This is a genomic window from Ideonella livida, from assembly GCF_010499455.1.
GTDB classification, from domain to species: Bacteria; Pseudomonadota; Gammaproteobacteria; order Burkholderiales; family Burkholderiaceae_C; genus Ideonella; species Ideonella livida.
On the sequence record NZ_JAAGOH010000027.1, the window covers coordinates 16,154 to 42,928 of the forward strand.

Sequence of the window (26,775 nt, forward strand, 5' to 3'; positions counted from 1 at the left end):
TCGCCCAGACCGGCACGCCGCTCGACGTGCCCGCCCCCTACATCCCAGCCTCCCGCCGGGCATCAGCGGGAGGCCAGGCTCAGAAGCGCTCCGCGATGGCCAGGGACAGACCCGCCGAGCGCGGAATCTGGTTGCCATCTGCCTTCACCCGCTGGGTGGACGCGTTGAGGTCCAGGCTGAAGACGCCCCAGGTGAAGCCCAGCCCGATGGTGCTGAGCTTGCTGCCCACCATGTTCTGGCGCAGACCCAGGCGCACGCTCGGCACCAGCCACTCCTGCCAGGCGGTCTCGAAACGCTCCGCGTTGTAGCTGGCCGAAACGCTGTAGACCTTCTGGGGGTCGCCCACGAAGTCATTGGTTTCGGACAGGGCGACACTGCCCTGCAGCAGCCAACGCTTGTTTTGCGAGAACACCGACCCCTCCAGCACCACATGCGGCTTGAGCTCCACGGTATCGCGCAGGTTCAGCTTGCCCTGGCCGGACAACGCCATGGCGGCCGCCCGGTTGGCCACATTCGGATCTTCCGCAGGGTTGGGGTAGTGGAACTTGGGCCGGTTGAGGTTGTAGAGCGAAGCCCCCAACTGGTAATGGTCGTCGCCCCACATCAGACCCAGGTCCAGGCCCAGCGCCGTGGCCTGTTTGAGGTAAGCATCGTTGCGGTTGATCTCGACCTCGTTGGCGTTGCCCGACTCGTCGACGAAAGCCACGACCTGCCGGTAGAGGTTGGCCTGGTACACATTGACGCGCAGGCCTGCATCGAGCTTGGCAGACGGCGCCCATTCCCGCAGGGTCGGCGAGAGCCAGCCGCTGACGTCCGTGGCGTAGCCTGCACTGATCTGGTTGACTTCGGCCAACTTGAAGTCAAAAGCCGACGAGGTGCGCAGCGCGAAGGACGCCCCCACCTTGTTGCCCGCCTTGGTGTAATCCACAACGGCCCCCAGCAGATCCTTGTCCGCCTGAGGCAGGGACGCGAACTGCGCGTCCAGAAGGGACTGCAGGGCCGAGGCCTGGGCAGCCGCAGCCTCCAGCGTGTTGGCATTGGAGATCGCCTGCTGGAGAGTCACCAGCTGGTCGGCCAGGCTGACCAACGACACCTGCATGGCTTGGCCGTCAAAACTCGCGCCGGGCGCCGAGAAACGCGTCAGCACGCCCACATCGGCGCCACGGAAAGTACCCCGCATCTGCAACTGGGCGTTCAGGTTGAAGGACCAGACGCCCGGTAGGGTTTCGGTGGACTTGAACAGGATCGGAGCGCCTGCGGACAACTGGGCCTGCGCACTGAGCACAGCACCACGCTCGAGCGCCGGCACGTAGACACTGTTGATGTTGGTGGCCAGGGTCTTGGCCACCGAGGCGCTGTCGCTCGTCTGTGCCAACTCGATGTCGGCCGTCACCTGGTCCACCATGCCCGCCACATCGGAGGCATCCCCGATCTCATAACGGCCACCGACCTGGCCCACGCCGAAGCGCCACTTCTCGTCATCGCCCACCAGTCGCACGGCGTTGGCCGGATTGAAGGCCACGGAGCCCAAGTTGGAACGGTTGAACACCGGGCCGACCGTGAGGCCGTAACCCGTGATGGACAGGGACTGGTTGGCCTGCGCCGGCAGGGCGGCGAGGGCACCCGCCACCAGCGCGGCAGCGTTGAGCACGCGAAGAACAGGCGCGCCACGGGACGAAGGGAGCGGACGGGGGGTGCAGGCCATGGGAACCTCGTGATCTTGATGTGTTGTCGCGCCCATCCCGGCCGCCCCCCTGAGGGGTTGGCCGAGATCAGGCAGCGGTGGGCAGGTACAGCCCCACAAGGTTGCCAGGGAAGCCGAAGGCAGGGAAGCGCAAAGAAGTGTGAATCCACCCCCTCATCCACATCGACCGGAGATTTTTCAAAAAAGTGCTTGCGCGCCTCAGAACTCGTGCATAGAATGCGAGGCTCTTAGGCGCTTTAGCTCAGCCGGTTAGAGCGACGGAATCATAATCCGCAGGTCCGGGGTTCGAATCCCTGAAGCGCCACCAAAACCAGCCAAAACGGCCCGCACACCACCATGTCGGGCCGTTTTGCATTTCTCCACAGCCTCTGGATCAACACCATGCCCTGCTGTGCGGCGACGCCTCCCCTCCAACGCCTAGGCCTGCTGGCCGCCAGCCTGGCCCTGGTGCCGGCTCTGGCCTTGGCGCAGTACCCCGGGCGCCAGTTCCCCCGGGACGCCCTGCGGGCGGAGGCCGTGTTCGGCACGCCGCCGCAGGTGACGCTGGCCAAGCAGGCGCTCACCTTGTCGCCGGGGGCCAGGGTTCGCAACGAACTCAACCAGTACGTGCCGGCGGGCACCCTCACCGGCCAGAAGCGGACGATCCACTACACGCTGGACATCACCGGCCAGTTGCGGGATGTGTGGCTGCTTCGCGCTGAGGAGATCGCCAACCTGCCCTGGCCCAGCACCCTGGAGCAGGCCCAGACCTGGACCTTCAACCCTTCGACGCAGACCTGGACCCGGCCATGAGCAAGAAAGTCTTCATCCGCACCTTTGGCTGCCAGATGAACGAATACGACTCGGACAAGATGCGGGACGTCCTGCAGGCGGCCGAGGGGTACGAGCTGACCCAGGACGTGGACCAGGCGGACTTGGTGCTGTTCAACACCTGCTCGGTGCGGGAGAAGGCCGCCGAGAAGGTGTTTTCCGACCTGGGCCGCGTCAAGCACCTCAAGAAGAAAGGCGTGCTGATCGGTGTGGGCGGCTGCGTGGCCAGCCAGGAGGGCGCCGCCATCATCGAGCGTGCGCCGTATGTGGACCTGGTCTTCGGCCCCCAGACCCTGCACCGGCTGCCGCAGATGATCGAGCAGCGCCAGACCCAGCGCCGCCCGCAGGTCGACATCAGCTTCCCTGAGATCGAGAAGTTCGACCACCTGCCACCCGCCCGGGTGGAGGGCGCCTCAGCCTTCGTCTCCATCATGGAAGGCTGCTCCAAGTACTGCACCTACTGTGTCGTGCCCTACACCCGAGGCGACGAGGTGTCGCGCCCGTTCGAGGACGTGCTCACCGAGATCGCCGGCCTGGCCGACCAGGGCGTCAAGGAAGTGAACCTGCTGGGCCAGAACGTCAACGCCTACCGCGGGACCATGGGGCAGAGCGGCGAGATCGCCGACTTCGCCCTGCTGCTGGAATATGTGGCCGAGATCCCGGGCATCGAGCGCATCCGCTACACCACCAGCCACCCCAACGAGTTCACCCAGCGCCTGATCGACGCCTACGGCAAGATTCCGCAGCTGGTGAACCACCTGCACCTGCCGGTCCAGCACGGCGCCGACCGGATCCTCATGGCCATGAAGCGCGGCTACACCGCGCTGGAGTACAAGAGCACCATCCGCAAGCTCAAGGCCGTGCGGCCGGGTATCAGCCTGTCCTCGGATTTCATCGTGGGCTTCCCCGGTGAGACGCAGGAAGACTTCGACAAGCTGATGCGGCTGGTTGACGACGTGGGCTTCGACGCCTCGTTCAGCTTCATCTACAGCCCGCGCCCGGGCACCCCGGCAGCCAACCTGCAGGACGACACCCCGCACGAGGTCAAGCTGCAGCGCCTGCAGACCCTGCAGGCCCGCCTGGAGGAGAACGTGCGGGCGATCGGCCAGTCCCGCGTGGGCACCCTGCAGCGCATCTTGGTGGAAGGCCCGTCCCGCCGCAACGCCGAGGAGCTCATGGGTCGCACGGAGTGCAACCGGATCGTCAACTTCGCGGGCTCTGCGCGGCTGATCGGCCAGATGGTGGACATCCACATTGCCTCAGCCCTGCCCCACTCCCTGCGCGGCGAGCTGCCGCTGCGCGACACCGTCGCCCAGTCCGCCTGAGCCGATCGCCCGATCGCAACCACCCGTGCGCGACGCCTGCGCCCGCGATTCAGCGGCCCCGCAGGCCGGCCCACCACAGGGCCGCGGCCACGGCCAACGCGAGCAGGCCATAGCCCGCCATGGTGCCATCGCGCCCCATCACCACCAGCCCCGACAACTGGGCAAGCACGCCCGCCCCAACCGTCCAAGCCAGCAGGTGCCGCCAAGCCACGGACGCCAGCCGGCGGCGCCACACGGCCTTGGCCAGCAGCACGGCCCATACGGCCACGCCCACACCGGGCATCAGCCCATTGACCACATGCCAGAAGGCCACGACAGGATCCATGCTCAACGCCCCGGGACGCTGCCCCGCTCGAGAGCTTGATCCCCATCAAGAAATCAGGCCACCCGCCGAGGAAATGTCCTTCGGCAGACTTTGGCCTGCACGGCTTGAAATTTTATAATCCGAGACCATGAGCTGCTTTGCGCTGGGCCTGAACCACCATTCCGCGCCACTGGACCTGCGCGGTCGGTTCGCGTTTGCGCCCACGCAGCTGCCTGAAGCCCTGCGTGCCCTGCGCGCCCATCTGGGTCAGGCCCTGCCAGAGGCGGCCATCCTTTCAACCTGCAATCGCACCGAGCTCTACGTGGCCGCAGGCCATGGCCTGAAGGCCCGCGAGATCATCCGCCCGGCCGTGGACTGGCTGGCGGCGCAGGGGGGGGTGGAAGCCGGTGCGCTCAGCTCGCACACCTACGTGCTCGAGAACCGCGAGGCCGCGCGGCATGCCTTCCGCGTGGCTTCCGGCCTGGACTCCATGGTCCTGGGCGAGCCCCAGATCCTGGGCCAGATGAAGCAGGCCGTGCGTGGTGCCGACGAGGCAGGCACCTTGGGCACCACCCTGCATCAGCTGTTCCAGCGCTCCTTTTCGGTGGCCAAGGAGGTCCGGACCTCCACCGAGATCGGCACCCACTCCATCAGCATGGCAGCCGCCTCGGTACGGCTGGCGGCCCAGCTTTTCGAGGACCTGCGCGACATCCGGGTGCTCTTCGTGGGCGCAGGCGAAATGATCGAACTGGTGGCCACCCACTTCGCGGCACGTGAGCCGCGAATGATGGCCGTGGCCAACCGCACGCTGGAGCGGGGCGAGAAGCTTGCCAGCCGTTTCGGCGCGCAAGCCCTGCGGCTGGCCGACCTGCCAGAGCGGCTGCACGAATTTGATGCCGTGGTGTCCTGCACCGCCAGCAGCCTGCCCATCATCGGGTTGGGCGCGGTCGAGCGGGCGCTGCGGGCGCGCCGTCATCGTCCCATGTTCATGGTCGACCTCGCCGTGCCTCGGGACATCGAGCCCGAAGTGGCACGGCTGTCCGACGTCTACCTCTACACCGTGGACGACCTGACCTCGCTGGTGCAGACCGCCACCGAGAAGCGGCAGGCCGCTGTGGCCCAGGCCGAGGCGATCATCGACGCCGGCGTGCAGAGCTTTTCCCACTGGCTGGACCAGCGGGCCAGCGTACCCCTCATCCAGGCCCTGCATCAGCAGGCCGACGACTGGCGCCAGACCGAGATCAGCCGGGCCCGCCGGCTGCTGGCCAAGGGACAGGACGTGGAGGCCGTGCTGGAGGCGCTGAGCCGTGGCCTGACCCAGAAGATGCTGCACGGCGCGCTGGCCGAGCTGCACGCCAGCGAAGGCGAGCAACGGCTCCACCTGGCGGAAACGGTCTCCCGGCTGTTCCTGCGCCAAACCTCCCGCGACCCTGCCCAGGAGCGGGGCAAGGACGCCTAGCGGCGCCTGGCGCCGCCTGACGCCCGCAGACACCCCTCACGCGGCCCCGCCCGCGCTGTCGCCCCTCCCCCTGCAGCCTCAGGCTGCCGGTCCGCCCCCTCCGCCTCCCCCACGCGCATGAAGGACTCCCTTCGGCAACGGCTCCAACGCCTGTCCCTCCGGCTTGCCGAGCTGGAGACCATCCTCGCGGATCCCCACATCACCCGGGACATCGCCCGCTGGCGGCAGCTCTCACGCGAGCAGGCCGATGCCCAGCGGCTGGTGGACCTGTTGCGCCACTACGAGCAGCGCGAAGCCGACCTGATCGCCGCCCGTGAATGCCTGGACGACCCCGCCCTGGCCGAACTGGGGCGCGAGGAAATCGAGCAGGCCCAGGCAGACCTGATCCGCACACAGCAGGACATCCAGTGGGCCCTGCTGCCCCGGGACCCGGACGACGAGCGACCGGCCTTCTTGGAGATCCGCGCCGGCGCCGGCGGTGACGAGTCCGCACTCTTCGCGGCAGACCTGGCCCGCATGTACCTGCGACATGCCGATCGCCAAGGTTGGCGCAGCGAAGTGCTCAGCGAGCATGCCTCGGAACTGGGAGGTTACAAGGAGATCGTGCTGCGCTTTGAAGGCACGGGGGCCTATGGCCAGTTGCGCTTCGAATCCGGCGGCCACCGGGTCCAGCGCGTGCCGGCCACGGAGTCGCAGGGCCGCATCCACACCAGCGCATGCACCGTGGCGGTGCTGGCCGAGCCCGATGAAGCCGAGGCGATCACCCTCAACCCGGCGGAACTGCGGATCGACACCTTCCGTGCCAGCGGCGCAGGGGGCCAGCACATCAACAAGACCGACAGCGCCATCCGCATCACCCACCTGCCCACCGGCCTGGTGGCCGAGTGCCAGGACGACCGCTCCCAGCACCGCAACAAGGCCAAGGCCATGGCCGTGCTGCTGGCCCGGCTGCGTGACAAGGAACAGGGCGAACAGCGGGCCAGGGAGGCGGCCACCCGCAAAGCCTTGGTGGGCAGCGGCGACCGGTCCGACCGCATTCGCACCTACAACTTTCCGCAGGGCCGGCTGACGGACCACCGCATCAACCTCACCCTCTACAAGCTGGGCCAGGTCATGGAGGGCGACCTGGACGACGTGGTCGAGGCCTTGCGGGCGGCACGGGCACAGGCTCAACTGGCGGATCTGGAGGCCGGATTGTGAGCCCGCTGCCCCTCAGCGACAGCCCCGCGCAACTGCTGCGCGAAGGCCAGGAACGGGGCCTGCCCGCCTGGGAATGCCGGCGCTTGCTCGAACATACCAGCGGCCGCACCCGAGCCTGGCTGGTCGCACATGACCAGGAGCCCCTGCCTGCGGAGCAGGCCGGGCGGACACGCCAGGCCCTGGCCCGGCTTCAGGCGGGCGAACCCTTGGCCTATGTGGTGGGTGAGCAGGAATTTCATGGCCTGACCCTCCAGGTCAGCCCCGCCGTGCTGGTGCCGCGCCCGGACACGGAGACGCTGGTGGACTGGGCCCTGGCCCTGCTGCCCGCCGATGCCGAAGGCAGCGCCTTACCCGTGCTGGACCTGGGCACAGGCAGCGGGGCCGTCGCCCTGGCCCTCAAGGCCAGCCGTCCACAGCGGCAGGTGTGCGCATCCGACCTGAGCCCCGCCGCCCTGGCCGTCGCCCAAGGCAATGGCCAGCGGCTGGGCTTGACGGTGGACTGGCGCCAGGGCGCATGGTGGCAGCCGTGGCACGGCGAGCGCTTCGAACTGGTGGTCAGCAACCCGCCCTACATCGCTGCAGACGATCCGCACCTGGCGGCGCTGCACCATGAGCCGCGGTTGGCGCTCACCCCGGAAGGCGACGGCCTGGACGGCGTGCGCGCCCTGGCGGCTGGCGCCGTGTCGCACCTGACGCCCGGGGGTTGGCTGCTGCTGGAGCATGGTTGGGACCAGCACGAGGCGGTGGCCGCGCTGCTGGTGGCCCACGGACTGGAAGAGGTGCAATCACGCCAGGACCTGGGCGGCCGGTGGCGCTGCACCGGGGGGCGACGCCCGGCGCGGGCCTGACGCGACGGGCCGGGGTGTCGCGCGGACACTTGTCACATCTGGCCACCAATTGGCCCACTGATTTCCCTGTTTTTCACCTGCCCGCCAGACCGCGCGGAGCGTAGGATCCACCGGCATCAGGGGCCTGTCTGCACAGGCGCCGCCCCGCAGCCTGAGGAGCCACGCCATGAATCACGCCCCCCGCACGCTGGCCGTCGCACTCGGCCTGGCCATGGCGCAGTGGGCGTGCGCAGAGCAAGGCCTGGCCCTGCCCGATGCAGTGGACCCGCTGCCTCAGTGGCAAGCCCGCTTGGGCGTGCTGTTGCCCTTGGGGGCCGTCGCGCCGGCGGCCGAGTACGCCCAAGGCCTGAAGCTCTCGGGTGACCGCTATTTCCGCTTTGGCCGCTGGAGCGACCGCGGCGCTTTGCGGGCCACCAGCACACTGTGGGTCGGCAGCCGCAACGGACTGAGCCTGGCCCCCAGCGCCTTCGGCCGCCAGCCCTGGCTGCTCAGCAGCAGCGCTGGCAGTTGGGTTGGCACAGGAGAGGCGCAGGAACACACCACAGCAGGCTTTCTGGGTCTGGGCTACACGATGTGGTCGGCCCGCAACCAGCTGGGCCTGAGCGCAGACCTGGGACTGGCCGGAACGCTCTCCGGCAGCCCCTGGCGCATGGGGCTGCCCAAGGTTCGTTTGGGTGAGGCCGGTGGTGAGGACAGCCGGCGGCCGTGGCTGTTCACCCCACTGCTGCAGGTGAACCTCTCCTACGCGTTCTGACCGCAACCTGCCCTCCACCCATAGCCCGTGATGGGCAAGGTGCTTGCGCCGCGTCTCCAGCCACCGGCTGCCAGCGTTGGCACAATCGCGTGCATTCTTTTCTGTGATCACTTCTGTGGAGTCCACGCGCCATGAGCGACGTCCAGCAACGCATTGACCAACTCGTCAAGGGCCACAAGGTGGTCCTGTTCATGAAGGGCAGCGCCCAGTTCCCCATGTGCGGCTTTTCCGGCCGCGCCGTGCAGATCCTCAAGGCCTGCGGCGTGAAGGAGCTCACCACGGTGAACGTGCTGGAGGATGAGGCCATCCGCCAGGGCATCAAGGAATACGCCAACTGGCCGACCATCCCGCAGCTCTACATCAATGGCGAATTCATCGGCGGCTCGGACATCATGATGGAGATGTTCCAGTCCGGCGAACTGCAGCAGCTGTTCACCGCCTGAGCGCAGGACGGGACCGCCCATGTCCAGCTCCAGGCCGGCGGTCATCGTCGGCATCACCGGTGCTTCCGGAGCCGCTTATGCCTTGCGGTTGCTGCAGCGGCTGCGCGAGCTGGATTGGTACGTGCACCTTGTGGTCACACCGTCGGGCTGGCTCAACGTGCACCATGAGCTGGACCTAGACAAGGACGCCCTGATCGCGCTGGCCGACGAGCACCATGGCATCGGTCAGGTCGGGGCCTGCATCGCCAGCGGCAGCCACGCCACCCGTGCCATGATCGTGGCGCCGTGCACCGTCAAGTCGCTGGCCGCGATTGCCATGGGCTTGGGCGACAACCTGCTGACCCGGGCGGCGGACGTCACACTCAAGGAACGACGTCGCCTCGTGCTGATGGTGCGGGAGACCCCCCTGAACCTGGCGCATTTGCGCAATATGGTAGCCGTCACCGAAATGGGTGGCATCATCTTCCCGCCGCTGCCGGCGTTCTACCACCGGCCGGCCTCGATCCAGGAACTCGTCAACGAGACCGCCGAGCGCGCCCTGCAGCTGGCCGGTATCGAGACGGCCAGGCCGCGCGCCTGGCAGGGCCTGTGAACTTTTGACGATCCCGTTCACCGGCCTGCACGCCACCGGCGCGGCCTTGAACTTCCAGGCTCAGGCGATCCAGGACTTTCGGGCGCCGAAGACCATGTTGGGATACTCGGCTCGTCCTCGACTGCCGTTGTAGCGGCCCAGGGCCATGAACAGGTCCCCCTGTTCCCGGTCCAGGTAGTGGCGCAGGATCACGCAGCCAAAGCGCAGGTTGGTCTGCATGTGGAACAGCTTGGCCGGATCACCGTCGCCGATCAGCCGGGCCCAGAACGGCATGACCTGCATATAGCCCCGCGCACCGGCCGAGCTGATCGCATATTTGCGAAAGCCGCTCTCGACCTGGATCAAGCCCAGCACCAGTGCCGGCTCCAGGCCGGCCCGCTTGGACTCATACCAAAGCGTCTCCAGAAATTCCTGGCGGGTCTGGGCCTCCGACTTGCGCCGCTTGAGGCGGTCGCTCATCGCCCCCAGCCAGCGCAGGTACTGCAGGCGGTCTTCGATGCGGTCGAACGCCGGACGCGGAGGAGCCGCGCCCGCCACCGCGGCAGACAAGGCGCCGCGCACCGCATCGGCCAAAGGTTCTTCAGCTTGGCGACCGGCCCATGCCGGGCCGGGGCCCCACACCCCGGCGCCCAGAGGCAGCAGCAGCCCCCGGGTCAACAGCAGGCGGCGGCCCGGCCGTACCGGGTCGCCCAGGCGCAGGCTCATGCCTGCAGGCGCGCCTTCACGAAGGCACCGACCTCCGCCAGCGCGACCTTGCTGGCTTCAGCGTCACGACGCCCCTGCACTTCCAGCAGGCCCTCCTTGAGGCCACGGTCGGACACCACCACGCGCACCGGCACGCCCACCAGTTCCCAGTCGGCGAACATCGCGCCCGGACGTTCACCGCGATCATCCAGCAGGACATCGACACCGGCAGCCGACAGCTCTTCGTAAAGACGCACCGCTGCCTCCTTGACCGCATCCGAACGGTCCATGCCGATCGGGCACACCACCGCCTGGAACGGGGCGATGGACGCCGGCCAAATGATCCCGCGGGCGTCGTGGTTCTGCTCGATGGCCGCACCCAGGATCCGGGTCACGCCAATGCCGTAGCAACCCATCTCCATCAGTGCCGGCTTGCCGGTCTCGTCCAGAAAGGTGGCGTTCATCGCCTTGGAGTACTTGGTGCCCAGGTAGAACACATGGCCCACTTCGATCCCGCGCTCGATGGCCAGCACGCCCTTGCCGTCAGGCGAGGGGTCCCCTTCCACCACGTTGCGCAGATCGGCCACCAGGTCGGGCTCGGGCAGGTCGCGGCCCCAGTTGACCCCGGTCAGGTGGTAGTCCGCCTCGTTGGCGCCGCAGCAGAAGTCGCTCATGGCCGCGACCGTGCGGTCGGCGATGATCTTGACGGGCTTCTTCAGGCCCAGCGGCCCCAGGTAGCCCGGCTTGCAGCCAAAGTGCTCGTCGATTTCGGCAAGGGTGGCAAAGCGGAACCCTTCCTTGAGGCCCGGCACCTTGCCCACCTTGACCTCGTTCATCTCGTGGTCGCCGCGCAGCAGCAGCAACCACACGGTGGAACCGACCGGGTGGCCCTGATCGTCCAGCGTGTCGGTGGCCAGCACCAGGCTCTTGAGCGAACGGGTCAGCGGCAAGCCGAGAAACTCGGCGACATCCGCGCAGGTGCTCTTGCCCGGCGTCAGCGTCTTGGCCAGCGGCTGGGTGGGCTCGGCACGTGGCGTGGCCGGGGCCAGCGCTTCGGCCAGCTCGATGTTGGCGGCGTAGTCGCTGGTGGGGCAGTAGATGATCGCGTCCTCGCCGGTCTTGGCGATGACCTGGAACTCATGGCTGAGGTCGCCGCCGATGGCGCCGGTGTCGGCGGCCACGGCGCGGTAGGTCAGACCGAATCGGTCGAAGATGCGCTTGTAGGCCGCGAACATGGCCTCGTAGCTCTTGGCGGCACCTGCAGGGTCACGGTCGAAGGAATAGGCATCCTTCATCGTGAACTCCCGCCCGCGCATCACGCCAAAGCGTGGGCGGCGCTCGTCGCGGAACTTGGTCTGGATGTGATAGAAGTTCTTGGGCAGCTGCTTGTAGCTGCGCAGCTCTTGGCGCGCGATGTCCGTCACCACCTCTTCGGAGGTGGGCTGGATGATGAAGTCGCGGTCATGGCGATCCTTCACGCGCATCAGCTCGGGGCCCATCTTGTCGAAGCGGCCCGTTTCCTGCCAGAGCTCGGCCGGCTGCACCACCGGCATCAACAGCTCCACGGCCCCCGCGCGCTCCATCTCCTCGCGGATGATGCGCTCAACCTTGCGGATCACCCGCAGGCCCATGGGCATGTAGTTGTAGATGCCAGCGCCCAGGCGCTTGATCATCCCGGCGCGCATCATCAGCTTGTGGCTGACCACCTCGGCGTCGGCGGGGGCTTCCTTGAGGGTGGAAATGAAGAACTGGGAGGCTTTCATGGGACGTGGACCGCCCGGGACCCTTACAGGGTTTGCGACAACCTGCCGACCAGGGACACCCGGTGCTATATTGATTTCAGTTCAGAATTTGGGGTTCGATTATGCTCGACCGGGAAGGCTACAGGCCCAACGTCGGCATCATCCTGCTCAACGGCCGCAACCAGGTGTTCTGGGGCAAGCGGCTGCGTACCCATTCATGGCAGTTCCCGCAAGGGGGCATCAAGCATGGGGAATCGCCCGAGCAGGCGATGTACCGTGAGCTGCAAGAGGAGATCGGCCTGCTGCCCGTGCATGTCGAGATCCTGGCCAGGACACGGGACTGGCTGCGCTATGAAGTGCCCGAGCATTTCATCCGCAAGGATGCCCGTGGCCATTACAAGGGCCAGAAACAGATCTGGTTCCTGCTGCGGCTGATGGGCCGCGACAGCGACATGAATCTGCGAGCCACCAACCACCCGGAGTTCGACGCTTGGCGTTGGAACGACTACTGGGTGCCGCTGGATGTGGTCATCGAGTTCAAACGCGGCGTCTATCAGTCCGCGCTGAGCGAGTTGGCCCGGTTTCTGCCGCGATTGAACCACCACAACCGGTTCCTGCGCAGCAGCATGCGCGGTGGCCTGTACGGCCACGGCCCGCGCAGCGACCACGGCGAGTTGGACGCTTTGCCGCCAGCCGACCCGGCGCGAGAAGACCGGGACCGCACCGCGTCCTGACGGCCCAGCGCGCCGCCATGGCGGCGGCGGGCACACGCACCCTGGCTACGCCCGGGGTGGTCTTGCCCCTCCAACCCGACCCGTGCGGTGCGCCCAGCGTGCCGATCGGCGCGCGACGTTCGGGCGCCGCATGAGCCTAGTTACCCGGCAAAAAGGCCGCCGCCTCTCGCGAGGCGGCGGCCTTGGGTCATTCGACTCGCCGGCTTCGGGTGGGCGGCCGCCGCCAGCGGGGACCCGCCCCACGGGTCGGCGCCGACCATCCGCTCAGCGGGCGCGCAGGGCCTTCAGGCGCGCGGTCTTGTGGGCCATGACATCGCCTTGGCGCAGCACGGTGGACGCCGCGCCGGGTTCCACCGCCAGCAGGGTCACCCCTGCCGCCGTGCCGTCGGGCTGGTCATAGCGCACACCACCCAGGTAACGCTGGCCGTCGCGCAGGCCACGCCACGCCAGTCCCACCCGGGCCTTGTCACCCACGGCCACCGTCGTCGGCAGACCCGTGGCGCTCAAGGTGCGGCTGGTGTCGGACTCACCCAGGACCCAGGTGGACAGCTTGTAGTTCGCAGAACCACCTGCCGGCGCATAGCCGTCGATGCACGCCAAGTAGTTGCCCGCGGCGGGCAGGGACAGGGTGACAGCCTCCTGCGAAGACGCTCCCGCGCTTTGCGCCAGAATCACCGTGCCAGACGCATCCAGCAGGTAGAGGTCCAGGTCGTCAGCGCCAGCGCCGGAGGTGTCGCTGTCGTACAGCGCCGCACGCAAGGCCAGGCCACCCGAGGGCACGGACACGTCATGGCAGACAAAGCCCCCCTGCGCCACGACACCTGGCAGGACGGTGGCCGGCTTCATGCCCGCCACGACGCTGCGCGTCTCGCCCGCAAAGCCGTAGGTCACCGGGAACTTCACCTCACCCTTGACCACATCCCCCGTGAAGAAGGCGGGAGCAGCCACCGCAAGCCCACGGGCCGAGATGGGGCTGACGACCTGGTGCACACCGTCAGACCAGGACAGGGAACCAAAGACGGGCGCACCCAAGGGGGCGGAAGTCTTGCGGAGCTTGACGGTGAAATCCCCGGTCTTGCCCTTGCCCAAGGTGAGGGTGGACGGCGTCACCGTTGCCTCGTAGCCGGGCAGGCTGATGGAGGCGGTGTAGGTGGCGGTCGTCTTGCCCACATTGGTGACGCTGCGCTTGAGTGTGGTGGTGCTCACCACCTCGGCGGTCAGGGACGGCAGGTTCAGGGCGTTCGGGTCCAGCGGCTCCCACATCATGCACAACACGTGGCTGGACGGGAGCCAGCCGGCGCCGCACAGGTAGCGGTAGTAGTCCACCGGCTCGATGTCATAGACCAGACCCGGATCGACCGCGCCGTTCGGATTGACATGCCCGGCCCCGTAGCCATGACGGTTGCCATCCACGCTGCCATCGGCCTGGCGCACCGGGCCCGCCGTGGTCATCAGCGCGGACTTGATGGCCGCCGGAGACCAACCGGGTTGGGCCTGCTTGAGCAGCGCCGCCAGACCGGCGACGTGGGGGCTGGACATGGACGTGCCCTGCAGGGACTCCACCACCGGCGAGGGGACCATCGAGCCGTCCAGGATGGCGTCATGCTCGGCCTGGGAGCCCTGGGTGTAGGCCACCGAGGCGATGATGTCCACGCCCGGCGCGGTGATGTCGGGCTTCATCACATGGCTGTCGGCCAGATTGGGGCCCCTCGACGAGAAGGAGGCCATGACCGGCGCCACAGCGCCCGTGCTCTGCCGGGCCTTGCCGATGCCACCCGTGCCGCTGCCAGCGGCCACGTAGCCGCGAATGGCATCTCGGGTGGTGTTGGGCAGGTGGACCGTGGGCACGCTGTGGAAATCCGCCACCACGTTATTGGGCGTCGGGTTGATCAGCACCATGCCCACGCCGCCCACACGCTGAACCTCGGCGCTCTTGTCGGTGCGGGCATTGGTGCCACGGTCGCACACCACAATCTTGCCTGCTGCCTTGACGGGATCCAGGCTGCCCAGGAAACAGAGGTTGGCCGACGTGATGCTGGCGCCGGCAGCGGCCACGTCCACAGACAGCACCATGGGCGCACTGCCCAGGGCTCGGCCGTTGAAAGAGGCACCGGTGTAGAGACCGCCATCGCCCAGCTTCAGATCGGCCACCATGACCCGGTCATGGGTGGAGGCCGCCACCGTGGTGATCCAGGGGCTGGGATGCGCGACTTCATTGCCCGGACCGCTGTTGCCGGCCGAGGCTGCGACGAACACCCCCGCGAAGCTGGCGTTGAGGAAGGCGACTTCGACCGGGTCCAGCAGATTGGTCTTGGAGCCGCTGATGGAGTAGTTCAGCACGTCCACGCCGTCTTCCACCGCGGCGTCAATCGCAGCCACCAGGTCAGAGTTGTAGCCGGAGCCCGACAGCGAGCCGTCCTGGATCACCCCGAACAGCGCCTTGTAGCTGGCCAGGCGCGCCCGCGGCGCAATGCCCGATGTGGCACCGATGTAGGCCCCGCCACTGGTGTAGGCCGGCGCCTTGGCGTTGCCGCCGGCGGTGGACAGGGTATGGGTGCCGTGGCCACCTTCGTCACGGGGCACGTCATAGAAGTTGTAGGCGAAGGCGTTTGCGGGCGACTGGGCCAGGAAGCCCGCGCTGAACACCTTGGCACCAATCAGCTTGTTGTTGCAGCTGTCGGCCGCAAAACCCGGGCCGGTGGTGCAAGCGCCGCTCCACTTGGCCGGCGGCGGGCCGTAGGCCAGGGTGCCACCGCTGCGCACGGGCACGCCCTTGTCGTTGACCTGATCATAGAAAGCCGGATTCTCCGGCTGCACGCCACTGTCGATGACAGCAACGATGATGTCCTCGCCCTGGATCTTCTGGCGGTTGATCTTCTGCGACCACAGTCCACCCGGCGCATCCAGCCCCAGGAACTTCGGGGTGGAGACGGTCAGGGCCTGCCGGGCCTCATCGGGCACCACGGCACGCACCAAGCGGTTGGCCTTGAGCTGTCGGGCCTGCGCCTCGGTGAGCTTGACCGCCACGCCATTGAGCACCAAGTCGTACTGGTGCAGCACCTTGACTCCCGCTCCCAGGCTGGCCAGCGCCTTCTGGCGCTCGCCACGCAGATGCGCACGGTAGGCCTTGACGGAGGCCTGACGGGCGTCAAGTTGCGCACCCGGGGCGACACGGGTGGCCGCCAAACCGGGAATGCTGCCGTCGTAGGAGGCGGCCGGGGGACTGTTGAACTGGACGATGTAGGTGCGGGCCGAGGGGGCAGCCGCCGCCACGCCAGAAAGACACGCCAGCCACAAGGCGTGCCCGATTCGCAGGCGATTCAAGCTCAAGTTCGTACTCCTGGGTTGGGGAAGTCCGGTGCCCGGGCCGACTCGGTCCGGATAGGACACCACAAGCCAGAGCACATGCACGTCACAGTGCGAAACTGACGTTAACAGTTGCCCAGAAGCGTGGAGGAGTTGCGGGCGACACCTCCCCCGATCTAGGGAGAGGGTTGACACGGAGCCGTCAAACAGGAAAAAACCTGTCTGGCTGCAGCCACAAAAAAGCCGGCACAAGGCCGGCTTGAGGGGCTGGACGGTCTCTGGAAGGACCGTCCGGGTGGTGCGCCTAGCGCAAGACTCAGATCTTGCCCACCAGATCCAGGGACGGGGCCAGGGTCTTGGCGCCTTCCTTCCACTTGGCCGGGCACACCTGGCCGGGGTTGGCGGCGGTGTACTGGGCGGCCTTCAGCTTGCGCAGGGTCTCGGAGACGTCGCGGGCGATCTCGTTGGAGTGCACTTCCATGGTCTTGATGATGCCGTCCGGGTTCACCACGAAGGTGCCGCGCAGGGCCAGGCCTTCTTCAGCGATGTGCACACCGAAGGCGTTGGTCAGGGCGTGGGTGGGGTCGCCCACCAGCGGGAACTTGGCCTTGCCCACGGCCGGCGAGGTCTCGTGCCACACCTTGTGCGAGAAGTGGGTGTCGGTGGTGACGATGTACACCTCGGCGCCAGCGGCCTGGAAGGCGGCGTAGTTGTCGGCGGCGTCCTCGATCTCGGTCGGGCAGTTGAAGGTGAAGGCGGCCGGCATGAAGATCAGCACGGACCACTTGCCCTTCAGGGAGGCCTCGGTCACTTCGATGAAGTCGCCCTTGCCGTCACGGTTGACGAAGGCGGTGGTCTTGAACGGCTGGACGGGGGTGTTGATCAGGGACATGGTCTTCCTTGTGGCGGTTGAGGGACGCCCCACAGGCATGGGGCGATGGAAGGCATCTTAGGTGGGGAGATCCGGCTCGTGGATTGATTGATCGAATCCCCCCGATTGAGGCGGCCTATCCGCCCCGACGGCGCGTCAGCCGCACTGGCCGACGTAGCCGCAGGAGGTGCAGAAATCGCAGCCGTCCTTGTGGATCATGGTGGCGTTGCCGCACTCCGGGCAAGGCTTGCCGGCCATTGCCGCCGGTCCGGCAGGGGCCTCCGTGGCGGCCGGCTTGGCCTGGGGGGCGGATTCCATGATGCCCATGTCGGTCAGCGGACGGCCCTGCTCATCCAGCACGCCCAGCATGGCGTAGCGGTGGATGATCAGGCGGGCGACGTAGGCCACGGTGCTGGGCCAGGTCTGCTGACGCTTCTCGCCGGGCACGGGGGCCATGAAGTGGCCCAGGGGCTCGCCCACATTCAGCAGCTTGCGCAGCTTCATGCCGATCCAGGCCGGATCGATCACCCGCATGTCGAGGCTGAGCAGGCGGGCCAGGCCATCCAGTGCCTTGGGGTAGTTGCCCGAGAAGCCCACGGCGCAAGGCCGGGTGACGTACCCGGTGGGGGAATCCGGGCTGGCCAGCGCCACTTCCTTGAGGGTCAGCGTGAAGGCCTCGCCGGTGCCGGGGTTCTGCACGTCCACCGCCCAGGCCAGGGTGCCGGCGGTGCCGGTACGCGGCTCCTCGCGGCTGAACATGGCGTTGAGCACCGGGGTGTCGCCCTGCTCATCCAGCGCGCCGAGCTGTTCGCAGCGCCAGCGGATCACCGCTGCGGTGGCCGCCACGACGCCGGGGAACAGGCGGTTGTCGCCCTTGGGCGGCATGGGCATCTCGAAACTGCGCTCCTCGGCCACCGTGGCCAGCGCATCCAGCTTGAGGCGCAGCCAGGCCGGGTCGTTGACGCGCATGTCCATGGACAGGGTCTTGGCCAGGGCCCCCAGGCCTCGCGGCTGCTCGGCGCCGTTGACCCACACCTCAAAAGGCAGGGTCTTGCCAAACAGGCCGGCGTCCGGGCCGGCCTCGGCCGGCAGTTCGCCCACAAACAGCGCGAAGTCGCCGTGCGGGTGCTGGATCATGTAGCTCCAGGCCGGGTTGCCCCCCTGCAGGTCGGGACGGCCGGGCCAACGCAGCGAGGTCAGCACGGTGGCCGGCAACTTTTCCAGCTTCAGGCGCTGGTTGGCGCCATCGTCGGTCAGGACCGGTGCGGGGGCCACCGCGTCCGGTGCCGCCGCCGGGGCGGGGGCCGGCGCGCTGACGCTGAGCACCGAGCCCAGCACGCTGTTGGGCCGGTAGGTGGCCAGGCCCTTGAGGCCGCTCTGCCAGGCGGTGGTGTAGAGGTCCTGGAAGTCCTCGTAGGGGTAGTCGGCCGGCACGTTCACCGTCTTGGAAATGGCGGTGTCGATGCAGGGCGCCACGGCGGCCACCATCTGGGCATGGGCCTGGGCGCTCATTTCGAGCGCGGTGACGAAAGCATCGGTCAGCGGGGCGTCGGCGCCCTTGAGGTGCCGGTACAGGCGCCACGCGTGGTCTTCGACCGCGTATTCCTTGAAGCTGCCGTCGGGCATGCGCTTCTTGCGGGTGTAGGTCCAGCTGAAGGCGGGTTCGATGCCGTTGGACGCGTTGTCTGCGAAGGCCAGGCTGATGGTGCCGGTGGGCGCGATGGACAGCAGGTGGGAGTTGCGCAGGCCGTGCTCGCGGATGCGCTCCTTGACCTCTACCGGCAGGCGCGAGGCAAAGGTGCCGCGCGAGAGGTACAGGTCGGCGTTGAACAGTGGGAACGCCCCGCGCTCCTGCGCAAGGTCCACGCTGGCGTGGTAGGCGTGGTCACGCATCACCTCGCTGATGTGGCGAGCCATGTCGCGGGCCGCTGGGGTGTCGTACCGCAGGTTCAACATCACCAGGGCGTCGCCCAGGCCGGTGAAGCCCAGGCCCACGCGGCGCTTGTTGGCGGCCTCCTCGCGCTGGCGTTCCAGCGGCCAGACGGTGGCGTCCAGCACGTTGTCCAGCATGCGCACCGCCACCTTGACCACCTCGCCAAAGGCTTCGCCGTCAAAGCGTGCCTCGCCCTCAAAAGGGTTCACGACGAAGTGCGTCAGGTCGATGGAACCCAGGCAGCAGCAGCCGTACGGCGGCAGCGGCTGCTCCGCACACGGGTTGGTGGCGGCAATGGTCTCGCAGTAGCTGAGGTTGTTGTCTTGGTTGATGCGGTCCAGGAACAGCACGCCCGGCTCGGCGTGGTCATACGTGGAACGCATGATCTGGTCCCACAGGTGGCGGGCCGGCAGCTTGCGGTACACCCACAGGCCATCACCACGCTGGTAGGCCCCGGCCTGGCGCAGCTTCTCCCCGGGCTCGGCCTTGTGGGTCAACTCCACCGCCTCGTCAGCCTGCACGGCCTGCATGAACGCATCGGTCACGCCCACCGAGATGTTGAAGTTGCGCAGGTCGCCCTGGTCCTTGGCGTGGATGAAGTCCTCGATGTCCGGGTGGTCGCAGCGCAGCACACCCATCTGGGCACCACGGCGGGCACCGGCGGACTCCACGGTTTCGCACGAACGGTCGAACACCCGCATGTAGCTCACCGGCCCCGAGGCGCTGGACTGGGTGGAGCCCACCCAGGCGCCCTTGGGACGGATGCGCGAGAAGTCGTAGCCCACGCCACCGCCGCGGCGCATGGTCTCGGCCGCCTCGGTCAGGGCGATGTAGATGCCGGGATGGTCGTCCTCGGCACTGGCGATGGAGTCGCCCACGGGCTGCACGAAGCAGTTGATCAGCGTGGCGGTCAGGTCGGTGCCTGCCGCGGAGTTGATGCGGCCCGCCGGCACGAAGCCACGCTGCTGGGCCCGCAGGAACTGCTCTTCCCAGTGGGCGCGTTGTTCGGGGGCTTCATGGGCTGCCAGCGCCCGCGCGACGCGAGTACGCACTTCGGTGATGGAGCTTTCATCACCTTTTGCGTATTTCTCGATCAGCACTTCCTCGCTGATCGGCTGGGGGGGCAGGCTGGCGACCGTGGGACGGGCCTGCGGGGTGACGCCCGACACCGCAGCGGGCTTGGCCGGGGTGTCGCAGGCGGCAAACAGGTCTTCGGTATTCATGGCGTGGGCGGGCGGGATTCGAGCTTCCAAACCCGTGATCATCCGCTGAAACGGCCCCGCTGTCAGGCGGGATCGACTTGACCATCCCCAAGCCCGGACGAGCCGGAAAGACTTGACAAGTCGACCCAGGAAGTCGGGTCAGCCGGGCTTTTCCGGGCTTCAGGCTGGCGGCCGCCGGCCGATAGTGCCAAGACCGGATATGCCGCGCGCGTCCCGCAGGCATGAGACCCACGACACACGATCTCCTGGAGCAGTACCGCATGAACTGGCTGAACCACCTGCGCCTTCGCACGCGTCTCTACCTGGCCTTTGGGCTGCTCCTGGCGCTGACCTGCGGTATCGGCCTGCTGGCCGAGCGCAAGATGGCCGCCCTCAATGAAGCCTCGACCGAGATCACGGCCAACTGGCTGCCCAGCGTGACGCAGATCTCGAGCATGAACACGCAGACCTCGGACATCCGGGTCGCGGTGCTGCAGCACATTGCTTCCACCGACGACGCCAGCATGACCCGATACGAAAAGGACATCGAAAAGCTGCAGTCCGATCTGGCTAAGGCCGCCAAGATTTATGAGCCCCTCATTTCATCTGCGGAGGAGCGTGCCCGCTGGGATCAATTTCAGTCCCAGTGGAAAAGCTACCTAGAGGCCCAGACCGAAGCGATGGCACTGAGCCGCCAGAACAAAAATGAGGAAGCGTCGGGCTTGATCAATGGCAAGTCACAGCAGCTTTACGACACCGCCAGCGCCACGTTGGCGGGCTTGGTGGAGCTGAATGTGGAGGGCGGCAACGCCGCCTCCCGCACGGCTGACGAGGTCTATGCCGGCGCCCGCACCACGCTGTTGATCGCCGTGGTGACGGCGCTGGTGGTGGGCCTGGGTCTGGCCATGCGCCTGGCCCGCTCGATCAGCCAGCCCCTGCAGCAGGCGGTGGGCTCAGCACGCAAGATCGCCGATGGCGACCTCTCGGAGCCGCTCACCCAGACCCGGCAGGACGAACTGGGCGAGTTGCAAGCGGCCATGCGGGACATGCAGGCCTCGCTGCAGCGCATCGTGGGCCAGGTGCGCCAGGCCAGCGAGAGCATCGCCACCGGCTCTTCGCAGATCGCCAGCGGCAACAGCGACCTGAGCCAGCGCACCGAGGAACAGGCCGCCAACCTTGAAGAGACCGCGGCGTCCATGGAGGAGCTCAACGCCACGGTCAAGAGCAGCGCCGACACCGCGCGCCAGGCGGCGCAGCTGGCCACGTCGGCCTGCGGCTCGGCCGCCCGCGGCGGCGAGGTGGTGGGCCAGGTGGTCTCCACCATGGAGGAGATCACCACCAGCAGCCGTCGCATCGGCGAGATCATCGGCACCATCGACGGCATCGCCTTCCAGACCAACATCCTGGCGCTGAATGCGGCCGTGGAAGCCGCCCGCGCCGGCGAGCAGGGTCGCGGCTTTGCCGTGGTGGCCGGTGAGGTGCGCAGCCTGGCCCAGCGCAGCGCCGAGGCCGCCAAGGAGATCAAGGGCCTGATCGGCACCAGCGTGGAGAAGGTCGAATCGGGCTCGCGCCTGGTGACCGAGGCGGGCCAGCAGATGCAGGACATCGTGGCCCAGGTGCGGCGCGTGTCCGACCTGATCAGCGAGATCAGCGCGGCCTCCAACGAGCAAACCGCCGGCATCGACCAGGTGACGCATGCCGTGGGGCAGCTGGACCAAGTGACCCAGCAGAACGCCGCCCTGGTGGAACAAAGCGCCGCGGCCTCCGACAGCTTGCGCCGTCAGGCCGGCGATCTGGTGCAGCTGGTGCAAGCCTTCCGGCTGGCGGAAGGTCAACGCACGCTGCAGGACCTGCCCACGGCGCAGCGCCAGCCGGCCCGGGCCGCCACCCTGAAGCCACCCGCCGCACGCGCCAGCGCCACGGCCCGGCTGCCGGCGCCCTCGAGCGAGTCGCGCAGCCCGGCCACGGCAGGCAGCGCCGCCGGCGCCAGCGACGACTGGGAAACCTTCTGACCCCCTGGGCCCGCGGGCCGACAGGCCCCTTCACCGATGCCCGGCACCGTACCGCCTCAGGCCGGTGCGGGTGGACTAACATGCGGTCTCCGTGGCACCAGCGCCTCAGGACACCGTGAGCCGAACCGTCCACCCCGTCATTGCCCTTCACCTTACCCAGGCCCCCGCAGCGCCAGCCGAGGGCGCCTGCGGCCACTGCGGCCAAAGCGCCAGTGGCCCGGTCTGCCGGGTCGAACTGCGCCAGCCTGACCAGTTGCCGCAGCTGCAGGGCAACATCCCGCGCCTGAGCCGGCTGCTGGAGGCCCTGGCGCCGGCGCTGCAAGGCACCGAAGACGAACAAGGCACGGCGCTGCACCTGAACCAGATCGTCCACGCCTTCAAGCTGGACGAGGCCCTGGGGGAGGCGGAACTGGTGCTGGCCGTGGCGCCGCGCTGCGGCGGCATGGACCTGGCCGAACGGGCCTTCCAGGTGCTACGCCAGCACCTGCCCGACACCGACCTCTACGTGCGGCACCTTCCCGCACGCCCGCCGGCCTGACGCCCGCGGGCCTTGGCCCCAGGCTTTCCCTCAAACGCCCTCGGACACCACTGTCACCAGGCGGCCCAGGGTCCAGCTGTAGGTCTTGTCCACACTGCCGTCGGCGCCCTGGTCCACCTGCACGGTGACCACCCCGGCCGCCGCGGAGCTGTCCAGGATGACCCGCGGCAGCGTCACCACCCAGCGGCCCGACACCAGCGCGCCCTGGGCGTCCAGGGCCAGGGTCGAGTCGATGCGGGTGGACATCTGCCAGCCACGGGCCGGCAACGAGAGGGTCCAGCCGCCATGAAGCTGGCCCGCCGAGAAACTGTCCGCCTGCCACTGGGTCTGGCGGCTCAGGTCCAGGTCATCCAGCTGCCAGCGTTGGGAGCCCCCGCGGGTCGTGGCCACCGTCATGGCCAGGCCACTGCCGGCCAGGTGGGTCTGGCGCTGCTCGGTCACACCGCTGTCGTCCACCTGCTGATCCACCTGGCGGCTGAACTGCACCGTGCCGTCGAGCGTGACCGCCAGCGCCCGCTCGCCATCCACGCTGGTGGCGCTGGCGGCCAGGGCGGTGGCCTGCAGACGGCCGGTACGCAGCTGCCGGGTGGTGCCGCCCTCCTCGGCCACGGTCGCCGTGTCGTAGCTCAGGCGCGCGCCGCCGGTGAGGACCACCCCGTCAGCGCTGACGCACTGGGCGAAGTCCAGGGCATAGACCTCACCGCTGTCGGGCTGGCCGTTGAGCACGCCGGTGGCGGTGCCCTGCACGGTCAGCGTCAGGCTGCCACCGCCTGGGCAGTCCCAGGTGGCGGGCGCAGTCACCGTGCGGTCGTTGGCCGCCTGGGCCTGGCGTCGCCCGGACGCTGCCGCCGCCTGGGCCGTGGCGGTCTCGGCGGCGGCGGTCTCGGCCAGAGTCGCGGCGCTCTCCAGTCCGGCGCTCACGCTCTGCGCCGAGGTGGCCGCAACGGCCACATAGGCCTGGGCGCTGGCCTCGTCGGTGACAGCGGCGTCCTCGGCCTCCTCACCGCCGCCTCCCCCGCAGGCGCCCAGGCAAGCCAACGCCACAGCGGACAGCAGGGCCGGCAGGGCGCGGCGGCGGACGGAAAGGGCAGGGACAAGACGGCGGTTCATAGGGCTCTCCGGGGTGTGGGTTGGGGGTCGATGGCTGGGCATTGTGGGCAGCGCCACCTGCAGGCCCGCGCGGCGCCGGTGACGAACCATGACAAAGCTGTCGCCTGCCAACGGGCGCCCCGCGCCCCACCGCCGCAACGGGGGCCACGCGGGCCTCTGGCGGGGGCCATACTTGCGGCATGTCGAACTGGCTGCTTCCCTCCTTGACCCTGCTGAGCGTCTGCCTGGCGATGGCGGCGGTGCTGGGGTGGCGGCGCCGGGCGCGGCGCCAGGCTGCACAGCTGGCGGATTGGACCCCGCCGCCGGCGGCCCTGGCACGGCTGCAGGCCCGCCGTCCCGGCTGGGATGCAGCCGCCTGCGCCCAGGTGGGCCTGGGTCTGCGGCAGTTCCTGCTGGCGGCCCAGCGCAGCGACGGTGAACACCTGGACATGCCCTCCCGGGCCGCGGCGGAGCTGTGGGCCTGCCTGGCAGAAGACGCCGCGGGCTATGAGACGCTGTGCCGACAGGCCCTGGGCGGCCCGCTGCCATGGCGGGATGTGCAGGAACCCAGCGGCTGGGCCCGGGAGAACCTGGGGTTGCGCCACGTCTGGGCGGTCTGCTGCGCGCTGGAGGGCCAGGACCCCTACGCCCCCACCCAGGTCCCCCTGCTGTTTGACCTGGACCGGGCGCTGGACCTGCCCGATGGGGTGATCTACGCGCTGACCCTCTCCCCGCAGCCACCGGCCGAGGGGGATCGGCGACCCCGCTACCGCGGGCAAGACCTGATGGGCGATCCCGCTGGCGCGCGCTGGACGGGCGGAGACGAAGCGCCCGAGGGCGGCAACTGGGTGCTGTGAACCGCAGCCCCTCATGGAGGACAAGCGATGGAGTTGAGCGCACGAACCGTGGCAGGCGGCGGCACAGCCGAGGTGCTGGTGTTGAGCCTGCGGGGAGAAAGCCTGGACGCCAGCAATGTGGCGGCCTTCAAGGAGTCCGCCCTGGCCCTGAGCCGCGGCCACCCGAGGGTGGTGCTGGACATGACCGGTCTGCAGTTCGTGGACAGCTCGGGGCTGGGCGCGCTGATCTCCTGCCTGCGCCAGCAGAACGGCCAGCGGGGCGACCTGCGCCTGTGCCACATGAGCCCGGCGGTGCGTGCGCTGTTCGAGCTCATGCGCATGGACCGCGTGTTCCGCATCTTTGACCGCTGTGACGATGCCGTGGCGTCCTTTGCCTGAGCCACCCCGCCACCGGCCGGGGGGAGCGTCCCGGCGCGTCCTGCTCGGGTGTGCGGTCCTGGCGGCCACCGCGCCGGCGGCTGCGGACGACGTCTACACCTCCCAGTCGGCGGGGCTGCACAGCCACGGCGTGATGAGCAACGTGGTGCTCACCCTGAGGGAGGGCCCGGGGCTGTTTTTGGGCGGTGCCTGGATCGACCTGCGCCCCAGCGAACAGCGCCGCGGCGGCTGGGGGCTGGAGGACAGCCACTACGCGACGGGCCCCTGGGTGGCCCGCGCCGCCCTGCATGGCGGGGTGGCGCTGCACCTGGGACCGCTGACCATGGGGGCTGGCTACGGCCTGAACCTGGTGGAGCGCAGCTGGCGCTGGCAAGGCGCGCCGGGCAGCTCGCCGGCATCGTCGTCAGGTGATAACGGTTGGCGCCGCGGCGCCTTCAGCAGCCGCAGCGGCCCGGTGCTGCTGCTGCAGCTGGGCGATCCGAACACCGGTGGCCTGGAGCTGGTGGCCGGTGCGGGCGGCTGGGGCCTGGGCCTCTTCACCCGGCACTGACCCCTGGTGCCGCCATGGCCCGTGGGCTCCGCGGCTCAACCGCCGCCGCTGCGCGCCAAAGACTCGGCCCGGCCGCGGAACACCAGCGGCCGCGCCGGCACCTCACCCGCATTGGCCGCCGCCACCGCCGCCTGCACCACGCCGTGCGACGGGCTCTTGGCGCACACCGGGTCGGCCGCGGCCGCGTCCTGGGCCAGCATGTAGGCCTGGCAGCGGCAACCGCCCAGGTCCTCTTCCTTTTTCTCGCAGCTGGCGCAGGGCTCCTTCATCCAGCCGGTGCCGCGGTAGGCGTTGAAACCCTCGCTGTCGTACCAGATGGACTTGACGTCCTGCGAGCGCACGTTCGGAAAACTCAGGCCCGGCAGCATGCGGGCGGTGTGGCAGGGCAGCGCGGTGCCATCGGGGGTGATGGTGAGGAAGACGTTGCCCCAGCCGTTCATGCACTTCTTGGGCCGCGCCTCGTGGTAATCGGGGGCGACGAAGAAGAGCTTCATCTGGCCGTCGAGCTTGCGGCGCCATTCGTCGGTCACGGCCTCGGCACGCTTCAGCTGCTCGGTGCTGGGCATCAGGTGGCCGCGGTTCTCCAGGGCCCAGGAGTAGTACTGGCTGTTGGCCAGCTCCAGGTACTCGGCACCCAGCTCGTGGGCCATCGCGATGATGCGGTCGATGTGGTCGATGTTCAGGCGGTGCATGACCACATTCATCACCATCGGCCAGCCCTGGGCGCGCAGCATCTCGCCCACGCGCTGCTTGAGCGCTAAGGTCTTAGTTCTTGAGAGGAAGTCGTTGACCTCGCGGCTGGAGTCCTGGAAGGACAGCTGGATGTGGTCCAGGCCGGCGGCCTTGAGCGCCGCGCAGCGGGCCTCGGTCAGGCCCACGCCGCTGGTCAGCAGGTTGGTGTAGTAGCCCAGGCGGTGGGCCTCGGCCACCAGCAGCTCGAGGTCGTCGCGCAGCAGCGGCTCGCCGCCCGAGAAGCCGCACTGCACCGCGCCCAGGGCGCGGGCCTCGCGCAGGGTGCGCAGCCAGTCCTCGGTGGACAGCTCGTCCTCGTGGCGGGCGTAGTCCACCGGGTTGTAGCAGAAGACGCAGTGCAGCGGGCAGCGGTACGTCACCTCGGCCAGCAGCCACAAAGGCGGACCGACCACGGCGTTCTTCATGCCCGTCAACGCGTTCATGCGAGTGTCACCCAGCGGTTGCCCGCTGCGATCTCGAGGAACTTCTCGACCTCGGGGCGCAGCCCGCTGGCCGAGAAGGCTGCCTCCAGGCTGGCGACGATGTCGCCCAGCGCGGTGGCGCCGTCACAGCGGGCCAGGATCTCGCCGGCGCTGCGGTTGAGCTTGACCATGCCCTCGGGGTAGAGCAGCACGTGGCAACCCTGGGCCTCTTCCCACTGGAAGCGGAAGCCATGGGCGAGGCGGGGGGTGATGGCGTCGTCCATG

General features: G+C 68.5%; 24 protein-coding genes and 1 tRNA gene. 15 read left to right on the forward strand and 10 right to left on the reverse strand.

Annotated elements, in window-relative coordinates; all coding sequences use genetic code 11:
* Positions 1 to 79 precede the first annotated feature (79 nt).
* On the reverse strand, positions 80 to 1,651 hold the full coding sequence (traF, locus tag G3A44_RS17870) for a conjugal transfer protein TraF (RefSeq protein WP_163459117.1): 1,572 nt from the start codon (positions 1,649 to 1,651) through the stop codon (positions 80 to 82).
* 284 nt (positions 1,652 to 1,935) lie between these two features.
* Between traF and G3A44_RS17875 the strand changes: the two genes are divergently transcribed.
* From G3A44_RS17875 to miaB, 3 genes are all read left to right on the forward strand, one after another.
* Positions 1,936 to 2,012 (forward strand) — tRNA-Met (locus tag G3A44_RS17875).
* Positions 2,013 to 2,041: 29 nt separating this feature from the next.
* Entirely contained in the window at positions 2,042 to 2,497 is a 456-nt protein-coding gene (locus G3A44_RS17880; protein WP_163459118.1) for a hypothetical protein, read from the forward strand.
* Positions 2,494 to 3,840, forward strand: a complete 1,347-nt coding sequence (gene miaB, locus G3A44_RS17885) for a tRNA (N6-isopentenyl adenosine(37)-C2)-methylthiotransferase MiaB (protein WP_163459119.1) — start codon at positions 2,494 to 2,496, stop codon at positions 3,838 to 3,840. The genes G3A44_RS17880 and miaB overlap by 4 nt, the downstream gene beginning before the upstream one ends.
* A gap of 49 nt (positions 3,841 to 3,889) precedes the next feature.
* On the opposite strand, the gene G3A44_RS17890 is transcribed toward miaB, so the two are convergent.
* Positions 3,890 to 4,165, reverse strand: coding sequence for a hypothetical protein (locus G3A44_RS17890; protein ID WP_163459120.1), 276 nt, complete (start codon positions 4,163 to 4,165; stop codon positions 3,890 to 3,892).
* 127 nt (positions 4,166 to 4,292) lie between these two features.
* Between G3A44_RS17890 and hemA the strand changes: the two genes are divergently transcribed.
* The 6 genes from hemA to G3A44_RS17920 all read left to right on the forward strand — a co-directional run bounded on the left by hemA (position 4,293) and on the right by G3A44_RS17920 (position 9,440).
* A complete protein-coding gene (gene hemA / locus G3A44_RS17895) occupies positions 4,293 to 5,603 on the forward strand; it encodes a glutamyl-tRNA reductase (protein ID WP_163459121.1) in 1,311 nt (436 codons plus the stop codon).
* Positions 5,604 to 5,720: 117 nt separating this feature from the next.
* Complete coding sequence (gene prfA, locus G3A44_RS17900; protein ID WP_163459122.1) at positions 5,721 to 6,803, forward strand: peptide chain release factor 1; 1,083 nt, start codon at positions 5,721 to 5,723, stop codon at positions 6,801 to 6,803.
* Complete coding sequence (prmC, locus tag G3A44_RS17905; protein WP_375138677.1) at positions 6,797 to 7,651, forward strand: peptide chain release factor N(5)-glutamine methyltransferase; 855 nt, start codon at positions 6,797 to 6,799, stop codon at positions 7,649 to 7,651. The genes prfA and prmC overlap by 7 nt, the downstream gene beginning before the upstream one ends.
* A gap of 166 nt (positions 7,652 to 7,817) precedes the next feature.
* Positions 7,818 to 8,405, forward strand: coding sequence for a hypothetical protein (locus tag G3A44_RS17910; RefSeq protein ID WP_163459123.1), 588 nt, complete (start codon positions 7,818 to 7,820; stop codon positions 8,403 to 8,405).
* Between the two features lie 131 nt (positions 8,406 to 8,536).
* Positions 8,537 to 8,848 (forward strand): Grx4 family monothiol glutaredoxin, encoded by a 312-nt coding sequence (gene grxD / locus G3A44_RS17915; protein ID WP_163459124.1) that lies wholly within the window; start codon positions 8,537 to 8,539, stop codon positions 8,846 to 8,848.
* Between the two features lie 19 nt (positions 8,849 to 8,867).
* On the forward strand, positions 8,868 to 9,440 hold the full coding sequence (locus G3A44_RS17920; protein WP_163459125.1) for a UbiX family flavin prenyltransferase: 573 nt from the start codon (positions 8,868 to 8,870) through the stop codon (positions 9,438 to 9,440).
* Between the two features lie 60 nt (positions 9,441 to 9,500).
* On the opposite strand, the gene G3A44_RS17925 is transcribed toward G3A44_RS17920, so the two are convergent.
* Together G3A44_RS17925 and G3A44_RS17930 are read right to left on the reverse strand one after the other, a co-directional pair.
* Positions 9,501 to 10,145, reverse strand: coding sequence for a lytic transglycosylase domain-containing protein (locus G3A44_RS17925; protein WP_163459126.1), 645 nt, complete (start codon positions 10,143 to 10,145; stop codon positions 9,501 to 9,503).
* Entirely contained in the window at positions 10,142 to 11,887 is a 1,746-nt protein-coding gene (locus G3A44_RS17930; RefSeq protein ID WP_163459127.1) for a proline--tRNA ligase, read from the reverse strand. Before G3A44_RS17930 ends, G3A44_RS17925 begins: the two co-directional genes overlap by 4 nt.
* A gap of 101 nt (positions 11,888 to 11,988) precedes the next feature.
* Between G3A44_RS17930 and G3A44_RS17935 the strand changes: the two genes are divergently transcribed.
* Entirely contained in the window at positions 11,989 to 12,600 is a 612-nt protein-coding gene (locus G3A44_RS17935) for an RNA pyrophosphohydrolase (RefSeq protein ID WP_163459128.1), read from the forward strand.
* A gap of 264 nt (positions 12,601 to 12,864) precedes the next feature.
* Here G3A44_RS17935 and G3A44_RS24160 read toward each other — a convergent pair whose 3' ends face one another.
* The 3 genes from G3A44_RS24160 to G3A44_RS17950 all read right to left on the reverse strand — a co-directional run bounded on the left by G3A44_RS24160 (position 12,865) and on the right by G3A44_RS17950 (position 19,933).
* Positions 12,865 to 15,930 (reverse strand): S8 family peptidase, encoded by a 3,066-nt coding sequence (locus tag G3A44_RS24160; protein WP_163459129.1) that lies wholly within the window; start codon positions 15,928 to 15,930, stop codon positions 12,865 to 12,867.
* Between the two features lie 292 nt (positions 15,931 to 16,222).
* A complete protein-coding gene (ahpC, locus tag G3A44_RS17945) occupies positions 16,223 to 16,798 on the reverse strand; it encodes an alkyl hydroperoxide reductase subunit C (RefSeq protein WP_163459130.1) in 576 nt (191 codons plus the stop codon).
* A gap of 135 nt (positions 16,799 to 16,933) precedes the next feature.
* Complete coding sequence (locus tag G3A44_RS17950; protein WP_163459131.1) at positions 16,934 to 19,933, reverse strand: adenosylcobalamin-dependent ribonucleoside-diphosphate reductase; 3,000 nt, start codon at positions 19,931 to 19,933, stop codon at positions 16,934 to 16,936.
* A gap of 260 nt (positions 19,934 to 20,193) precedes the next feature.
* Between G3A44_RS17950 and G3A44_RS24165 the strand changes: the two genes are divergently transcribed.
* A complete protein-coding gene (locus tag G3A44_RS24165; protein ID WP_163459132.1) occupies positions 20,194 to 21,924 on the forward strand; it encodes a methyl-accepting chemotaxis protein in 1,731 nt (576 codons plus the stop codon).
* A 115-nt stretch (positions 21,925 to 22,039) separates the two neighbouring features.
* Positions 22,040 to 22,462, forward strand: a complete 423-nt coding sequence (locus G3A44_RS17960) for a hypothetical protein (RefSeq protein WP_163459105.1) — start codon at positions 22,040 to 22,042, stop codon at positions 22,460 to 22,462.
* A 30-nt stretch (positions 22,463 to 22,492) separates the two neighbouring features.
* Here the strand turns inward: G3A44_RS17960 and G3A44_RS17965 are convergent, their stop codons facing one another.
* Entirely contained in the window at positions 22,493 to 23,572 is a 1,080-nt protein-coding gene (locus tag G3A44_RS17965) for a hypothetical protein (protein WP_163459133.1), read from the reverse strand.
* 179 nt (positions 23,573 to 23,751) lie between these two features.
* Between G3A44_RS17965 and G3A44_RS17970 the strand changes: the two genes are divergently transcribed.
* The 3 genes from G3A44_RS17970 to G3A44_RS17980 all read left to right on the forward strand — a co-directional run bounded on the left by G3A44_RS17970 (position 23,752) and on the right by G3A44_RS17980 (position 25,336).
* The gene (locus G3A44_RS17970; RefSeq protein WP_163459134.1) at positions 23,752 to 24,408 is read left to right on the forward strand and encodes a UCP032817 domain-containing protein; all 657 of its coding nucleotides are present in this window, start codon (positions 23,752 to 23,754) and stop codon (positions 24,406 to 24,408) included.
* A gap of 27 nt (positions 24,409 to 24,435) precedes the next feature.
* Positions 24,436 to 24,786 (forward strand): STAS domain-containing protein, encoded by a 351-nt coding sequence (locus G3A44_RS17975; RefSeq protein WP_375138675.1) that lies wholly within the window; start codon positions 24,436 to 24,438, stop codon positions 24,784 to 24,786.
* A 133-nt stretch (positions 24,787 to 24,919) separates the two neighbouring features.
* On the forward strand, positions 24,920 to 25,336 hold the full coding sequence (locus G3A44_RS17980; protein WP_163459136.1) for a hypothetical protein: 417 nt from the start codon (positions 24,920 to 24,922) through the stop codon (positions 25,334 to 25,336).
* Positions 25,337 to 25,371: 35 nt separating this feature from the next.
* On the opposite strand, the gene pqqE is transcribed toward G3A44_RS17980, so the two are convergent.
* Positions 25,372 to 26,511 (reverse strand): pyrroloquinoline quinone biosynthesis protein PqqE, encoded by a 1,140-nt coding sequence (gene pqqE, locus G3A44_RS17985; protein ID WP_163459137.1) that lies wholly within the window; start codon positions 26,509 to 26,511, stop codon positions 25,372 to 25,374.
* Complete coding sequence (gene pqqD, locus G3A44_RS17990) at positions 26,508 to 26,774, reverse strand: pyrroloquinoline quinone biosynthesis peptide chaperone PqqD (RefSeq protein ID WP_163459138.1); 267 nt, start codon at positions 26,772 to 26,774, stop codon at positions 26,508 to 26,510. The genes pqqE and pqqD overlap by 4 nt, the downstream gene beginning before the upstream one ends.
* Position 26,775: the final 1 nt, after the last annotated feature.

Coding starts and splice junctions, on each gene's coding strand:
- G3A44_RS17880 (WP_163459118.1), top strand. CDS start 2,042: ATGTCGGGCCGTTTTGCATTTCTCCACAGCCTCTGGATCAACACCATG.
- miaB (WP_163459119.1), top strand. CDS start 2,494: ATGAGCAAGAAAGTCTTCATCCGCACCTTTGGCTGCCAGATGAACGAA.
- G3A44_RS17890 (WP_163459120.1), bottom strand. CDS start 4,165: ATGGATCCTGTCGTGGCCTTCTGGCATGTGGTCAATGGGCTGATGCCC.
- hemA (WP_163459121.1), top strand. CDS start 4,293: ATGAGCTGCTTTGCGCTGGGCCTGAACCACCATTCCGCGCCACTGGAC.
- prfA (WP_163459122.1), top strand. CDS start 5,721: ATGAAGGACTCCCTTCGGCAACGGCTCCAACGCCTGTCCCTCCGGCTT.
- G3A44_RS17910 (WP_163459123.1), top strand. CDS start 7,818: ATGAATCACGCCCCCCGCACGCTGGCCGTCGCACTCGGCCTGGCCATG.
- grxD (WP_163459124.1), top strand. CDS start 8,537: ATGAGCGACGTCCAGCAACGCATTGACCAACTCGTCAAGGGCCACAAG.
- G3A44_RS17920 (WP_163459125.1), top strand. CDS start 8,868: ATGTCCAGCTCCAGGCCGGCGGTCATCGTCGGCATCACCGGTGCTTCC.
- G3A44_RS17925 (WP_163459126.1), bottom strand. CDS start 10,145: ATGAGCCTGCGCCTGGGCGACCCGGTACGGCCGGGCCGCCGCCTGCTG.
- G3A44_RS17930 (WP_163459127.1), bottom strand. CDS start 11,887: ATGAAAGCCTCCCAGTTCTTCATTTCCACCCTCAAGGAAGCCCCCGCC.
- G3A44_RS17935 (WP_163459128.1), top strand. CDS start 11,989: ATGCTCGACCGGGAAGGCTACAGGCCCAACGTCGGCATCATCCTGCTC.
- ahpC (WP_163459130.1), bottom strand. CDS start 16,798: ATGTCCCTGATCAACACCCCCGTCCAGCCGTTCAAGACCACCGCCTTC.
- G3A44_RS17950 (WP_163459131.1), bottom strand. CDS start 19,933: ATGAATACCGAAGACCTGTTTGCCGCCTGCGACACCCCGGCCAAGCCC.
- G3A44_RS24165 (WP_163459132.1), top strand. CDS start 20,194: ATGAACTGGCTGAACCACCTGCGCCTTCGCACGCGTCTCTACCTGGCC.
- G3A44_RS17965 (WP_163459133.1), bottom strand. CDS start 23,572: ATGAACCGCCGTCTTGTCCCTGCCCTTTCCGTCCGCCGCCGCGCCCTG.
- G3A44_RS17970 (WP_163459134.1), top strand. CDS start 23,752: ATGTCGAACTGGCTGCTTCCCTCCTTGACCCTGCTGAGCGTCTGCCTG.
- G3A44_RS17975 (WP_375138675.1), top strand. CDS start 24,436: ATGGAGTTGAGCGCACGAACCGTGGCAGGCGGCGGCACAGCCGAGGTG.
- G3A44_RS17980 (WP_163459136.1), top strand. CDS start 24,920: ATGAGCAACGTGGTGCTCACCCTGAGGGAGGGCCCGGGGCTGTTTTTG.
- pqqE (WP_163459137.1), bottom strand. CDS start 26,511: ATGAACGCGTTGACGGGCATGAAGAACGCCGTGGTCGGTCCGCCTTTG.
- pqqD (WP_163459138.1), bottom strand. CDS start 26,774: ATGGACGACGCCATCACCCCCCGCCTCGCCCATGGCTTCCGCTTCCAG.